Source organism: Azospirillum sp. P4_B5, from assembly GCF_056402275.1.
In genome coordinates this window covers 1-14171 of sequence record NZ_JBFUHT010000053.1, presented here as the reverse complement: position 1 = coordinate 14171, position 14171 = coordinate 1, and the positions used below count along the sequence as shown (strand labels likewise).

The 14171-nt window shown below is 67.0% G+C and carries 9 protein-coding genes, 5 tRNA genes and 1 pseudogene; 9 read left to right on the top strand and 6 right to left on the bottom strand.

Going from position 1 to position 14171, the window contains the following annotated elements; genetic code table 11:
• The first annotated feature begins 5 nt into the window (after positions 1-5).
• Positions 6-827, top strand: a complete 822-nt coding sequence (locus tag AC1DVI_RS27775; RefSeq protein ID WP_476960721.1) for a metallophosphoesterase family protein — start codon at positions 6-8, stop codon at positions 825-827.
• A gap of 336 nt (positions 828-1163) precedes the next feature.
• Positions 1164-2867: a methyl-accepting chemotaxis protein gene (locus tag AC1DVI_RS27770; protein ID WP_476960720.1), complete on the top strand. Its 1704-nt coding sequence runs from the start codon at positions 1164-1166 to the stop codon at positions 2865-2867.
• 142 nt (positions 2868-3009) lie between these two features.
• On the opposite strand, the gene AC1DVI_RS27765 is transcribed toward AC1DVI_RS27770, so the two are convergent.
• Positions 3010-3186, bottom strand: coding sequence for a YqaE/Pmp3 family membrane protein (locus AC1DVI_RS27765; RefSeq protein WP_040134614.1), 177 nt, complete (start codon positions 3184-3186; stop codon positions 3010-3012).
• A gap of 53 nt (positions 3187-3239) precedes the next feature.
• Positions 3240-6044, bottom strand: a complete 2805-nt coding sequence (locus AC1DVI_RS27760) for a carbohydrate-binding domain-containing protein (protein WP_476960719.1) — start codon at positions 6042-6044, stop codon at positions 3240-3242.
• 236 nt (positions 6045-6280) lie between these two features.
• Here AC1DVI_RS27760 and AC1DVI_RS27755 point away from each other — a divergent pair, with 236 nt between their 5' ends.
• A complete protein-coding gene (locus tag AC1DVI_RS27755; RefSeq protein WP_149167578.1) occupies positions 6281-6754 on the top strand; it encodes an RT0821/Lpp0805 family surface protein in 474 nt (157 codons plus the stop codon).
• A 77-nt stretch (positions 6755-6831) separates the two neighbouring features.
• Here AC1DVI_RS27755 and AC1DVI_RS27750 read toward each other — a convergent pair whose 3' ends face one another.
• Complete coding sequence (locus tag AC1DVI_RS27750; RefSeq protein ID WP_476960718.1) at positions 6832-7929, bottom strand: class I SAM-dependent methyltransferase; 1098 nt, start codon at positions 7927-7929, stop codon at positions 6832-6834.
• Positions 7930-8273: 344 nt separating this feature from the next.
• On the opposite strand from AC1DVI_RS27750, the gene AC1DVI_RS27745 reads away from it, so the two are divergent.
• The 6 genes from AC1DVI_RS27745 to AC1DVI_RS27720 all read left to right on the top strand — a co-directional run bounded on the left by AC1DVI_RS27745 (position 8274) and on the right by AC1DVI_RS27720 (position 9365).
• Positions 8274-8348 (top strand) — tRNA-Thr (locus AC1DVI_RS27745).
• A gap of 1 nt (position 8349) precedes the next feature.
• A tRNA-Ala gene (locus tag AC1DVI_RS27740) sits at positions 8350-8425 on the top strand.
• 99 nt (positions 8426-8524) lie between these two features.
• Positions 8525-8601 (top strand) — tRNA-Asp (locus tag AC1DVI_RS27735).
• Positions 8602-8637: 36 nt separating this feature from the next.
• A tRNA-Val gene (locus AC1DVI_RS27730) sits at positions 8638-8712 on the top strand.
• 1 nt (position 8713) lies between these two features.
• Positions 8714-8787 (top strand) — tRNA-Gln (locus AC1DVI_RS27725).
• 275 nt (positions 8788-9062) lie between these two features.
• Positions 9063-9365 carry a hypothetical protein gene (locus AC1DVI_RS27720; RefSeq protein WP_476960717.1) on the top strand — a complete coding sequence of 101 codons (303 nt, stop codon included), beginning with the start codon at positions 9063-9065 and terminating at the stop codon, positions 9363-9365.
• Positions 9366-9430: 65 nt separating this feature from the next.
• Here the strand turns inward: AC1DVI_RS27720 and AC1DVI_RS27715 are convergent, their stop codons facing one another.
• From AC1DVI_RS27715 to AC1DVI_RS27705, 3 genes and pseudogenes are all read right to left on the bottom strand, one after another.
• Positions 9431-11392, bottom strand: a complete 1962-nt coding sequence (locus tag AC1DVI_RS27715) for a hybrid sensor histidine kinase/response regulator (RefSeq protein WP_476960716.1) — start codon at positions 11390-11392, stop codon at positions 9431-9433.
• Positions 11393-11679: 287 nt separating this feature from the next.
• Positions 11680-13836, bottom strand: coding sequence for an acetate--CoA ligase family protein (locus AC1DVI_RS27710; RefSeq protein WP_476960715.1), 2157 nt, complete (start codon positions 13834-13836; stop codon positions 11680-11682).
• Positions 13837-13985: 149 nt separating this feature from the next.
• Positions 13986-14171, bottom strand: a pseudogene (locus tag AC1DVI_RS27705) (formyl-CoA transferase); the annotation flags it as partial.

Sequence of the window (14171 nt, the reverse complement as noted above, 5' to 3'; positions counted from 1 at the left end):
CGGCGATGAGGATCGGTATCCTGTCGGACATCCACGCCAACCGCGAGGCGCTGGAGGCCACGCTGGCCGACATGCGCGGCGCCGGGGTGGAGCGCGTCGTCTGCCTGGGCGACGTGGTGGGCTACAACACCGACCCGTCGCCCTGCATCAGGCTGCTGCGCGCGGCCGGGGCGGTCTGCGTCGCCGGCAACCACGACCGCGCGGTGACCCGCCAGATTCCCACCGATGGCTTCAGCGTCCGCGCCATCCGGGCCATCGCCTGGACGCGCAAGCGCCTGCCGCCGGAGGACGTCGCGTGGCTGTCCGCCCTGCCGCTGAAGACCAATGTCGGCGAGCATCTCGTCGCCGTCCATGGAGCGCTTCATGTGGACCGGGGCTGCGAACTGGTCCGGCTGAACAGCGAGGACCGGATGCGGCGCACGGCGCAGGCCCTGCTCGCCCACCCCTCCGGCGCGCGTGTCTGCGCCTATGGGCACACGCACCGGCTCGGCATCCACGAATACCGCAACGGTGAGTTGTGGGAGCACGATCCCGAGGGCGAGGTCGTCCTGCGCGGCGGCTCCTGCTATCTGCTCAACCCCGGCACGGTGGGGGAGCCGCGGAGCGAGGAGCGGCGGGCGACCTGGATGCTGTTCGACACCGGCCGCAGGACGGTGAGCGTGCGCCGGGTCGCCTACGACGACCGCGCGGCCTTCGACAAGACGCGCCGGGCGGGGATCGAGCCGCGGCGCCTGCTGTCCATTCCGGCGCCGTTGCGCTCCGCCCTTCAGGGCGGGCTGCGACGGATGGGGATCTACGAGATGGTGCGGCGGGTCATCAACTCGTGACCCGTTTCCTCATTGAACCGTCGCCAGCATCAGCAGCGACGCGCCGAGCGGCAACAGGGCGAGCAGCAGCTTGAGCACAGGTCCGGCCATCGGGGTCTCGCAAGGGGAGCTTCAAACGCGCGCGACTTTAGCCGGACGGCGGGCAATTATCTGTGACAAATCCTTCAACCCAGCCATCCCTTCCCGCGTCCTGAAAAATTTTCCTTTTGATCCAATCTCTCGGCAAATCCGTATCAACTCTTTGGTGCTATCGTCGGTTCCGCCGCAGGACGGGTTATCGGCAACCGGCGGCATCCAACGAGTCTTCGACGATACGGACCGGCGGGAGTGTGGACAATGAATTGGTTCCGAAACGCCAAGGTCGGCCTTCGGCTGATGCTGAGCTTCTCCAGCATCCTGGTGCTGATGATCGCCCTGGCGGCCATCGCCATCTACAAGGTCAACAGCATCAACGACAGCCTTTCCACCATCAACGACGTCAACAACGTCAAGCAGCGCTACGCCATCAACTTCCGCGGCAGCGTGCATGACCGGGCGATCAGCCTGCGCGACGTCACGCTCCTCTCCGACGACGCCGCGCTCAAGGCCGAACTCGCCACCATCGACCGTCTGGCCGCCGATTACGCGCGCTCGGCCGAGCAGCTGGACCGCATGTTCGCCGTCGGCACCCATGTCACCGCCAAGGAGCGCGAGATCCTCGCCTCCATCAAGCAGACCGAGGCCAAGACCCTGCCGCTGGCCCGCGGCGTCATCGAGGCGCGCCAGGCCGGCGACACCGACCGCGCCGTCAAGATCCTGGTCGAGCAGGCGCGCCCCGGCTTCACCGAGTGGCTGGCCCGCATCAACGCCTTCATCGACCTCCAGGAGGCCGAGAGCCAGGCGGTGGCGAAGCACGCCCGGACGGTGTCCGAGAGCTTCCAGGTGCTGATGATCTCGCTGTGCGCGGTGACCGTCCTGCTCGGCGCCGGGCTCGCCTGGTGGTCGATCCTGACGGTGCGGCCGCTGCGCCGCCTGACCGACACGACGCTGAAGCTGGCCGAGGGCGACCTGACCATCGAAGTGCCGCAGGCGACCAGCCGCGACGAGGTCGGCGAGATCATCCGCGCCGTGCAGGTCTTCAAGGACAACATGGTCCGTGCCCGCCGCATGGAATCGGAGAAGGAGGAGACGGAACGCCGCGCCGAGGCCGAGAAGCGCGAGGCGATGAACGGGCTGGCCGACCAGTTCGAGCGCAGCGTCGGCTCCATCGTCGAGCTGGTGTCCCACGCCGCCGCCGAGCTGGAGGGCGCCGCCCAGACGCTGAACGCCACCATGGAGCGCGCCAACGATCAGGCCGGCACCGTCGCCGCCGCGGCGACCCAGGCGACCGCCAACGTGGAATCGGTGGCCACCGCCTGCGGTGAACTCGCCGAATCGGTCAGCAGCATCGGCCAGCAGGTCCGCCAGTCGGCCGACATCGCCAACCGCGCCGTCCGCAACGCCGAGGATACCCAGGCGACCGCGGAAGGTCTGGTCAGCACGTCGCAGAAGATCGGCGAGGTGGTGCAGCTCATCAACTCGATCGCCCAGCAGACCAACCTGCTGGCGCTCAACGCGACCATCGAGGCCGCCCGCGCCGGCGAGGCCGGCAAGGGCTTCGCGGTGGTGGCGAGCGAGGTGAAGAACCTCGCCAACCAGACGGCCAAGGCGACCGAGGACATCACCGCCCAGATCGCCGGTGTCCAGGACGTCACCCTGCGCACCGTGCAGTCGATCCGGGAGATCGCCCAGGTCATCGGGGAAAGCAGCCAGATCGCCGACGACATCGCCCAGGCGGTCGAGCAGCAGGGCATCGCCACCCAGGAGATCGCCCGCAACGTCCAGCAGGCCTCGGCGGGCACCGCGGAGGTGTCGGGCGCCATCGTGCAGGTCAGCGGCGCCGCCTCGCAGGGCGGGACCGCGGCGGGCCGCGTGCTGGGCAGCGCACAGGAGTTGAGCCGGTCCTCCGCCCGCCTGCGGACGGAGGTCAGCGGCTTCCTGGCGAAGGTCCGCGCGGCCTAAGTTTGCCTTTATCCCCTCTCCCCTCTGGGGAGAGGGTTAGGGTGAGGGGGTTGCGCGTAGGCCGGACGCTCCGCCACGCAGACCCCCCTCACCGGCCCTTCGGGCCACCCTCTCCCCGGAGGGGAGAGGGCTATATCGGACCTCACGCCGGAGAGCGGTCCTTGTACTTCACGATGACGTACAGCGCGTGGATCATGCCCGGAATGTAGCCGAGCAGGGTCAGCAGCACGTTGATCCAGAATTGGGCGCCAAACCCCACCTGGAGGAAGACGCCGACGGGCGGCAGCAGAAGCGCCAGGATGATGCGTATGATGTCCATGCCGCGATAACGCTCCCGCCCCGCCCCCGGTTCCATCCGCCCTTCGGTGATCCTCAGCCCAGCAGGCCGATCTGGTCGAAGGGCAGGAGGTCGAACCCGTGCTGATACACCGCGGAGCCCGCCACCGGCGCGAAGTTGTCGTGTGCGGCGTCGGTAAACTGCGGGTCAAAGGTGAAGGACCCCTTGTCGTAGCCGGCGGCCTGCCACTGCGCCAGCGTTCCGGTGGCGCCGTTCGCCATCACCTGCGGCCAGGCCTGGAACAGCGCCTCGTTGGGGTCGAGGTCGGCGTAGAAGTTGCCGGTGAAGGTCCCCGCCGTCTTCGGCCCATCGAGGGCCACCGCCCGGCCGTCGCCGGCGTCCACGATGTTCTGGGTGATGGTGTTGTTCGCCATCGGCGAGCCCTTCCAGCCGCCCCAGCCGACGCTCTGCTGCAGGCCGATCTGGGTGCCCAGATTGTCGGCCAGGATGTTGTCGGTGACCGTGTTGTTCCAGCCGCCGTGCAGGAAGATCCCGCCGACGTTGTCGTGGACGACGTTGCCCTTCACCGTGGTGCCGCTGGTCCAGTCGTCCAGATAGATGCCCCAGCTCACCAGCTTCGTCGGGTCGAGGAAGGTGGGGGAGACCTTGCCGTCCCAGGTCACGTTGCCGAAGGCGGTGGTGCCCGACACCTCGTTGTAGGCCACCGTGTGCCCGGCCAGATCCTGCTGGCGGTTGATCAGGTAGATGCCGCCGCCGTCGCTGGTTTCCTGGTTGGCGCCGACGATCTTGTTGTGGGTGATCGTCGCCCGGTAGGTGGCGTCGCCCGAGGCCTGGACGGAGCCGACCGCGATGGCCTTGCCCGGCGTGTCCTCGATCTGGTTGTGGCTGATGGTGACGTCGTTGCTGCCGTTCACCCACAGCGCGTCGCCGCCGTGGTCGACGGCGCTGGCGTGCTGGATCAGGTTGTCCGACACCTTGGTGAAGTTGGACCCCGCCTTGACGTAGACGGCCTCGCGCCCGGTCTCGGCGAAATGGTTGCCGGAGACGGTGCTGTTGGCGCTGCCCTCCACCGTGATGCCGTAGCCGGTGTTGGTGACGGTGTTGTTCTTGAAGGTCAGCCCGGCGGCGTTGTTGGCGTAGACCGCGTGGCCGTCCGGCGTGCCGTCGGTCAGGGTCAGTCCCTCGATCGTCACGTTCTTCGCACCACCCAGCCCGACCAGCACGGGAAGCTGCGCCGCGACCACCTTGTGCCCGGCGACCGCCCCGCCCTCCGGCTTGAACAGCACCTGGTTGGACGCCTTGTCGAAGAACCACTCCCGCGGGGCGTCGAGCTGGTCCTTGCCGTTGAACAGGTAGAAGCGGCTGCCGGCGCCGAGCGCGTCGTAGGTGCTCTGGGCCAGCGTGATGGTGTTGCTGCCGTAGTCGATGCTCTTCACCGGCACGGTCATGTTGTCGTAGCCGTGCTGGCTGAAGACGCTGACCATCAGCCCGTCCGTGCTGGAATAGGTCGGGATCGCTCCCGCCTTGAAGCCGAACTGGGTGGAGGCGTTGGCCCCGGCCTTGGTGGCGATCAGCCAGCCGCCGTCGATGGGGTGGCTGGGGTCGGCGTTGGGCGTGCGGGCCACGGTCTGCCGGTCACCGTCCATCGACAGGTCGAGCACCGCCTTGGACCCGCCGGGAAGCTGCGCGCTGTAGAGGCCGTTGCCGCGCGACACCCAGTTCTCGACCAGCGAGCCGCCGTGGAAGACCGGCTTTTCGCTGCCGTAGGCGGCGAAGCGGACCCCGCTGTCCTGGCCGTCCAGCCAGAGCATGTCCTTCATGTAGTAGTCGCCGCCGCGGACGTAGGTTACGTCGATGTTCGGGTCGGCGCGCATGGCGTCGCGGGCGGCGGTCAGCGTCGCCTTCGGCCCGTCGGTGCCGTTGGCGTTGGGAGCGGCCAGCTTGCCCGACCATTTGTCGTTGCCGTTGGTCGCCACGAAGAAGGCCGGCCCGGTCGGGGCGGGAGACGGCGTGGGAGTCGGGGTCGGTGTGGGCGTCGGCGTCGGCGTCGGCGTGGCCGTGCCGGTGGCGAAGAAGCTCTTGTCGGCGTCGACCACCAGCGTGCCGTTCCACCACAGGCCGGACTGGCCCTTGACCACGTCCTTCCCGTCCAAGGCACCCTTGTCGTAGGTGACGATGCCGTCGGTGGCGGCGACGGACTTACCGTTGATGGTGACCTTGTTGACGATCAGCGAGCGGTCCTGCCCGTTCACCACGGCGTCGTTGTCATACTGGATCTGCACCTTGTGCGCCTGGTCCGGCGCCACGTTGGCGGTGAAGCTGTAGTCCTTGGCCGCGGTCCCGACCGTGCCCTCGCCGACCTTCTTGCCGTCGACCATCAAGTTGAAATGCGCGTTGGTGCCGCCCGCCGCGATGCCCTGCGCGTTCACCACGAAGGTCGAGGTTCCGGCGACCGGCGCCGCCGGGGCGGCGGGGAAGTCGGAGGCCGGGGTGTCCACCACCAGCGTGCCGTTCCACCACACCCCGGATTGGCCCTTGACCACGTCCTTGCCGTCGAGCGCGCCCTTGTCGTAGGTGACGTTGGCGTCGGTCGGCTTGTGGGTCTTGCCGTTGATGGAGACCCCGCTGACGATCAGCGAGCGGTCCTGGCCGTTCACCATGGCGTCGTTGTCGTATTGGATCTGCACCTTGTGCGCCTGCGCCGCGGTGACCGGCACCGTGAAGCTGTAGGCGGTCGGGCTGGTGGCGTTGACGGTTGCCTGGCCCACCTCGACGCCGTCGATCAACAGACGGAAATGCGGCCAGATGCCTCCGGCGGACTGCCCATAGGCACTCACGACAATCTTGGCGTCGGTCTTGCCCGTGGTGGTCGAAGCCATTGGATGGTTCCCTCGCTCTTATGCTCAACGGCGGCGAGCATGGCGGGGCCGGCCAGACATTTGTGCGCCATTTTGATAACAGGCGACGGACACCGCGTCCGTGCTTCTATCCGCCGCCGCCTATGACGGGAGAGGCGGTTGAACGGGAGTGATACGCACCAAAGCGCAGGCTCCCCCGGATTAAAGCGAAGCCTTACGTGTTGATGGCTTATACGGAACCAAGAGGCAGAGACCCCATGAAGAAGATCGCTGTTACCGCCTTTGTCGCCCTGTCGCTCGCCGCCTGCCAGAGCGGCGGCAGTGGCCTGGGGACCAAGCAGACGGTCGGCGCGCTTGGCGGCGCGGCGGCCGGCGGCGTGATCGGTTCGCAGTTCGGCGGCGGCACCGGCAAGCTGATCACCACCGGTGTGGGCACGCTGCTCGGCGCCTATCTCGGCAGCGAGCTTGGACAGTCGCTCGATCGCGCGGACGAGGGCTACGCTCAGCGCGCCGCCACCCAGGCCTATGCGGCGCCGATGGGCTCGACCATCCAGTGGAACAACCCGGAATCGGGCAACCGCGGCACCATCACCCCGATCCGCGACGGCCGCGACAACTCCGGCAACTATTGTCGCGAGTATCAGCAGACCGTCTATGTCGGCGGCAAGGCCGAGCGGGCCAACGGCACCGCCTGCCAGCAGCCGGACGGCAGCTGGCGCATCGTGTCCTAAACACCACCCGGCACGCCCCCTGCCCCGGCCGCCGTTCCCGCTCTCGCACGGAAACGACGGCCGGGGCGGGAGCCCCGTCACGACGCGGGAAGAGCGGTCAGCCGGATCGCCACCTGCTTGGTGTGAGGGCTGACGGCGATGATCTCCCAGGCCGCACCGGACTCGGCGGCGTATTCCATGAAGGCGCGGTACTCGTCCTCGCGCCACGTCCGGTTCCCGATGAACTCGTCGAAGACCAGCACCGTCCCCGCCCGGAAGCGGGGCGCCAGGGCGGTCAGCACCGTCCGCGCCGACGAGTAGATGTCGCTGTCCACATTGACGAAGCGCACCGCGCCGTCATGGGCCGCCAGGAAGGGCGGCAGCGTGTCTTCAAACCAGCCCGCGTGCAGCACCGCATTGTCGCGGACCGGCGGCAGGCTCTTCCCCGTGCTGAGCACGCCGCGCGGCGCGTTCACCCAGCCCTCCGGCAGCCCTTCGAACGAATCGAAGCCGTGCACGGTTTGCCCGGCCACCGCGGCAATCTGGTTCAGCGAGGTTCCGCGGCGCACGCCGAACTCCAGCACCAGGCCGGGCAGATCCGCCCGCTCCAGCGCGAACCGCAGCAGCTCCGCCCCCACGCCGAACAGCCGCATGTCCGGGGCGAGATGCGGGCGAATCGCCGTCACCGCCTCCACCAGGGCCAAGCGCTTCGGCTGACCGGTCAGCTTCTCGCCGTACAGCGCCTCGGCCTCCGCGTCGCGGCCCAGCAGCAGCAGGTAGGCGCACAGGAAGCCCCAATATTTTCCCGCCGCGCCCGGGCAGTCGGCGGCCCGGCGCAGGCGGCGCAGCGCGTCCTCCACCCCGTTCAGGCCCAGCGCTGCGGCGTGGCTGCCGAACCACGCGGCGGCATGTTCCGGATCGTCGGCCAGCCGCTCGTCGAAAACGGCCAACGCGCCCGCGGCGTCGCCGAGATGGGCGAGGCTGACCGCCCGCTCATAGAGGATGTCCGCCGACCGGTTCCCTGCGGCCAGCGCCTCTCCCGTCACCCGGAGCGCCTCCTCATAGAGGGCGTCACGGCGGTAGACGCCGGCCAGCGCCTCAGGGAGGCCGGGGAAGGCGGGGTCGGCCACAGCCACCCGCTCCAGCCAGCGCACCGCCTGCAAGCGGTCCCCGGCGGCCAGCACGGCCTGGGCCATATGATAGAGGGTTTCCGAGTGCCCCGGCTCGCACGCCAGGGCACGGCGAAGCGCGGCGGTGGCGGCCGCGGCGTCGCGCCGGCCGAGAGCCCCGCAGCAAGCGCACCGCCTGCCGGTAATGCCGCGCCGCGATCAGGCGGCGCGCCTCGCTCAGAACCTCATCCACGGGGAAAACCTGTCGGTCGGGCATGGTCGGAATGGGGCATGAGATGCCCTGCGAAAGCGGCGGGATGCAAGCGCCGCCTGCGGCCCTGGCCGGGGTGAAAAGAAAGAAATGCCCCCTTCGATATTTTTCCCTTTGACAGGGGGCCGCCTGGATTGCTATTCACCCGCTCCCGCCGGACGCTGCCGTAGCTCAGTGGTAGAGCACTCCCTTGGTAAGGGAGAGGTCGAGAGTTCAATCCTCTCTGGCAGCACCATGGGGCCGTAGCTCAGATGGGAGAGCGCCTCGTTCGCAATGAGGAGGTCAGGGGTTCGATCCCCCTCGGCTCCACCAACTTCTTCGGCGGTTGGTTGGTTGACTTGAGTAAGTTGGGTAAGGTTGAATTTAGTGCTTGCTTCGGCGGTCTTTGTTCTTTAGAAGGTCGCCTACGACGCGGGTGTAGCTCAGTTGGTTAGAGCGCCGGCCTGTCACGCCGGAGGCCGCGGGTTCAAGTCCCGTCACTCGCGCCACGTTTCTTGTGGTTAGGTTCAGGTATCTCGCGGTTTGGTCCTGTAGCTCAGCGGGAGAGCACTACGTTGACATCGTAGGGGTCACTGGTTCAATCCCAGTCGGGACCACCATTGGGGGATCGTCTAGCGGTAGGACTCCAGACTCTGACTCTGGCTACCTAGGTTCGAATCCTAGTCCCCCAACCACCTTCCTAATGCTTTCCTTTCATATCAGGCACTGACGGCGGCTTGCTCCGGGACATTCCCGGCGAGTCCATCAACCGTGCCCGCGGCCTGTGCCGTCACGCGTGTGCTGCGCTCCTCAAGATGGAGCCGCTCATGCCGCTTGCCCCTCACCTCCACCTCCGCGGTTCCGTCTGCTGGTGGCGCCGGATCCCGCCGGCATGCGGGGCCGCCCTCGCACGGCAGCAAGGGCGGCGTCTCACGTCGCCGATGCCGTGCTCAGGCTCCTGGGCGAGGTCATGCAGACCGGCATCATCGACACCAGCGCGCTCCGCGCCCTCCTCCAACCGATCCTGCTCGGCGCGTTGGAACGGGCCGAGGTGGCGCGTGCCCCGAGCGGGAAGCGCGGTTCGGAAGAGATCGCTCGACGGATCCAGGCCAAACTCGACACCGTCGGGCAGCCCGGCCTCCGCAACGGAGGTTCGGCCCGCCATGGTTGTCGAACCGACGGTTCCAATGCCAACAAACATGTCTGCCCAACATCCCCGCCCAACATCCCTGCGCTGACGGCGGTGCATTCGGAGACAGACCCGGCCGGATGAAGAGCGGACCAAGCCGACACCGTGCAATTGCCGCACGCCGTTGCCGGCGGCTTGCGATGGCGGCTTTAGCCATCGCGCAGCATCGTGTTCACTTGGGTGAGGAACTGGCCAATTGCGATGGGCTTGACCAGAAGCCGCGTGTGCGGTTCCAGAGGCCCCTTCATGACGACATCGTAGGCGTACCCGGTCAGGAACATCACTTTCAGGCCCGGCCGCAATGTCCGAGCCACTTCCGCGATCCGCTGTCCGCTGATCCCTGGCAAGCCGACATCCGTTACCAGCAGGTCGATCCCCTTCGGGGAGGCGAGGATGGTCAAGGCTTCGTTTCCATCCTCGGCCTCCAGGACCGTCGAACCCTGGTCCCGGAGCGCTTCCACGAGCAGCATGCGGACAATCGGTTCGTCCTCCACCACCAGCACGGTTCCCGGCACCGGCGGCTGCGGCTGCGGCTGACCCGGTGCCTTTGCAGGGGTGGAGCGGAGATTTTCCGCCTCGTGAGAGCGAGGCAGGTACAGCTTCACGGTGGTTCCATGTCCCACTTTGCTGTCGATGCGGACATCCCCACCCGACTGACGGGCAAAACCATAGATCTGGCTCAACCCCAGCCCTGTGCCCTGGCCAAGCGGCTTCGTGGTGAAGAATGGTTCGAAGGCGTGGTCGAGAACGTCCGGTGGCATACCGGTGCCGGTGTCGGCCACCTCCAGCAGTATGTAGTCGCCGGGCTGCACCCCGGTCTCCGAAGCCATCGCGGTCACATCCAGATGGATGTTGACGCCCCGAATGGTGAGTTGCCCGCCATCGGGCATCGCATCGCGGGCGTTGATGGCCAGGTTCAACAGCGCAGCCTCGACCTGATTGGCATCCGCCCAGATTGGCCACAACTCGGGAGCCATCTGGGTCTCGACCCGGATCGCTTCGCCAACCGAACGTTCGATCAGGTCCCGCAGTCCATCCACAAGCGTCTTCAGGTCGGTGCGCTCGGGTTGAAGCGGTTGCCGGCGGGAAAAGGCGAGCAGCCTCTGTGTCAGAGTCTTCGCCCGATCAATCGAGGTTCTGGCGGCGGTCACATACGCCTCGATGTCGCCTCGCCCGGTCGCGAGGCGACGTTCGATGATCTCCAGACTGCCGCCAATCGCCTGAAGCAAATTGTTGAAGTCGTGTGCGATCCCGCCGGTCAGTTGGCCCACCGCTTCCATCTTCTGCGCCTGGAAGAGTGCCGCACGGGTTTCTTCCAATGCTTCTTGCGCCAGCTTGCGTTCGGTGATGTCGCGGGTGACCTTGGCAAAGCCGACAAGGCGCCCGCTGTCATCCCGGATCGCATCAATGACGACGCTGGCCCAGAAGCGGGCGCCATCCTTGCGGAGCCGCCAGCCTTCGGTTTCGAATTTTCCGGTTTGCTCAGCGGTGCGCAACCCCTGCATCGGGACGCCGGTGGCCCGATCCTCGGCGGTGTAGAAGCGGGAGAAATGCTCTCCGATGATCTCCTCGGCAGCGTAGCCCTTCATTCGCTGCGCACCGGAATTCCAGTTGGTGACATGCCCGGTCGTATCGAGCATGAAGATCGCGTAGTCGATCACTCCCTGGACCAGCAGACGAAAGCGTGCCTCGCTCTGTTGCAGGGCCTCCTGCGCCTGCTTGCGCTCGGTGACGTCGCGCGTGACCTTGGCAAACCCGATCAGCTTCCCGGCGTCGTCACGGATGGGATCAATGATGACGTGCGCCCAAAAGCGCGTGCCGTCCTTGCGGACCCGCCAACCCTCCGCCTCGAATTTTCCTTCGATCGAGGCGATGGAGAGCGCCCGCTGCGGCACTCCGGCACGCTGATCGTCTTCGGTGTAGAAACGCGAGAAATGCTGACCGACGATTTCCGCGGCCGTGTATCCCTTGAACCGCTGGACACCCGGATTCCAGCTGGTCACGATCCCTTGTGGGTCGAGCATGTAGATGGCGTAATCGTGGACGCTGTTGACGAGCAGTTCGAATCGCCGCTCGCCCGACAGCGGCTCCCCGCCAACGCCGGTCGGCAACTCACTCTCCACTAGGATTCTCCGCAGCACGTCGAATGATGATGGGCATACTATCGCTGTTGCTGACGTCACTCAACGACGCCGCCCTTTGGGAAATACAGGGTTGCTTCCAACTCGCACCAAGCCGGCAAGAGCGCGCACCGCCTGGGCGTCGACCGGCTTGCGACGCCGGGCGGAGCCAGCCCATCCGCTCCGCCCGGCTCCGGTTTTTCGCATCGACGCCGTGAAGACAGCCGCCCGGCCAGGCCGGAACTCGGATCATGTCCCATGTCGGCGACCAGCCGGTATCAAACCAGCCCGGCCGCCCGAGCCCACTTGTACTTGGCGCCCAGCACCGCGACCGGCGTCTCGGTCGTGTAAGGGTAAGCCACGACGCCATGGTCATACAGGTGGCTCGCGGCTTCCTCCACCTGCACGTCGCCGGCCAGCGAAGCGACGATGGGCTTCTCGATGCCCTTCGCCTTCATCTCCTCCTTCACCTCGATGACGAGCTTGGCGAACACCATTGGCGGTGTGATGATCGTGTGCCAGTAGCCCAGGATCAACGCGTGGATGCGGTCATCCTCCAGGCCCAGCCGGATGGTGTTCTTGTAGGTCGACGGCGGCTCGCCACCCGTGATGTCCACCGGGTTGCCGGCGGCGCCGAAAGGCGGGATGAACTTGCGGAAGGCGGCGTCCAGGTCGGGCGGCATCGTCATCAGCGACAGGCCGTTGTCCACGCAGGCGTCCGACAACAGCACACCCGATCCGCCGGCGCCGGTGATGATGACGACGTTCTCGCCCTTCGGCGTCGGCAGCACCGGGATTCCACGGGCGAACTGCAGCAGGTCCTGCAGACTGCGCGCCCGGACCACGCCCGATTGCCGCAGCACGTCTTCGTAAATCCTGTCGTTGCCGGCGAGCGCTCCCGTGTGGGAGCTGGCCGCCCGCGCGCCGAGCGCCGTGCGCCCGGCCTTCAGCACGACCACCGGCTTCTTCTTCGAGACCTGCTTGGCGGCCTCCGCGAAGGAACGGCCGTCCTTCAGGTCCTCGCAGTGCATGGCGACGACCTGGGTGTTGTCGTCCTGCTCGAAGAAGTACAGCAGGTCGTCCTCGTCGATGTCCGACTTGTTGCCGAGCCCGACGATCGCCGACACGCCCATCTTGGCGGAGCGGCTGAAGCCGATGATCGCCATGCCGATGCCGCCGGACTGCGACGACAGCGCCGCCTTGCCCTTCACGTCGTACGGCGTGCAGAAGGTGGCGCACAGGTTCTTCGGCGTGTAGTAGAAGCCGTAGATGTTCGGCCCCATCAGCCGCACGTCGTGCTTGCGCGCGATGGCGACGATCTCCTCCTGCCCTTCGACGTTGCCGGTCTCGGCGAAGCCCGAGGGAATCAGCACGGCGCCGGGGATCCTCTTCTCGCCGACCTCGCCCAAGGCCTGTGCGACGAACTTGGCCGGAATGGCGAACACCGCCACATCGATGTCGCCCGGCACGTCCTTGACGCTTTTGTAGGCCTTGTAGCCCAGGATGTCGTCGGCCTTCGGGTGGATCGGATGGATGCGGCCCTTGTAGCCACCGTTGATGAGGTTCTTCATCACCGAGTTGCCGATCTTCCCATCCTCGGCCGAGGCGCCGATGACGGCCACCGCCTCGGGCTTCATAATCCGGTTCATCTGCCGGACGATCTCCTCCTGCGACGGGCGGTAGCGCGGCGTCCTGGCCGCGAAATCCAGGACCACGCGCACGTCGGCGGCGATGGCTCCGGTCTCGCGCGCGAAAACCGGGTTGAGGTCGAGTTCGACGATCTCCGGCACCTCGTCGACGAGTCGCGAGACGTTGACGATCACATCGGCGAGCGCCCCGTGGTCGACCGCCTTGCCGCCGCGCACGCCCTTCAGCATCTCCGCGGCCTGGATGCCGTCAAGCATCGACAGGGCTTCCTCGCGGGTGACCGGGGCGAGGCGGAAGGTGATGTCCTTCAGCACCTCGACCAGCACGCCACCGAGGCCGAAGGCCACCAGCTTGCCGAAACTCGGGTCGGTGATGGAACCGACGATGACCTCCACGCCGCCTTGCAGCATCTGCTGGACCTGCACACCGATCAACTCCGCCCTAGGGTCATGGGCGCGGGCGTTCTCCATGATGGTCCTGAAGCCTTGACGCACGGCGTCGGCGTTCCGGAGACCAACCAGAACGCCGCCGGCTTCCGTCTTGTGCAGGATCTGCGGCGACACGATTTTCATGACCACCGGGAAGCCCATGCCCTCGGCGAGGGTGACGGCGGCGTCGGCGCTCTTCGCCAAGCCCTCCTTCGGCACAGGAATGCCGTACAGATCGCAGAGTTGCTTGGCTTCCGGCGCGGTCAGCGCGTTGCGACCCTCGGCCTTGGCGGTGTCGAGAAGGCGGCGGACGACATCCGTTGGGCGCTCGGTGTGGAGCGGATCGATGACTGCGGTCATGGCCTTTCCTCCTTTGCAAACTCGTCGGCTCACGTCTTGGAGGTGAGCGCGGATGGATTTCCGGGGGCGGCAGCCTCGTGCAACGCGTCACCGGGATCGCGCCGACGGGCCATTGCTTTTTTCCTTTTCGGAGAGGACCGCCGCCTGTCCTATTCGGCGGTCAGCGGCCTGCGCGCGGCGCCGAGCGCGCCGCTGTCGCGGACCTCGGAGATGCGCCGCTCGTCGAAGCCGAGCACCTCGCGCAGGATCTCGTCGGTGTGCTCGCCCAGCAGCGGCGACCGCGTGACCTCGGTCGGGCTGTYCGACAGCTTGATCGGGTTGCCGACCGTCAGGTA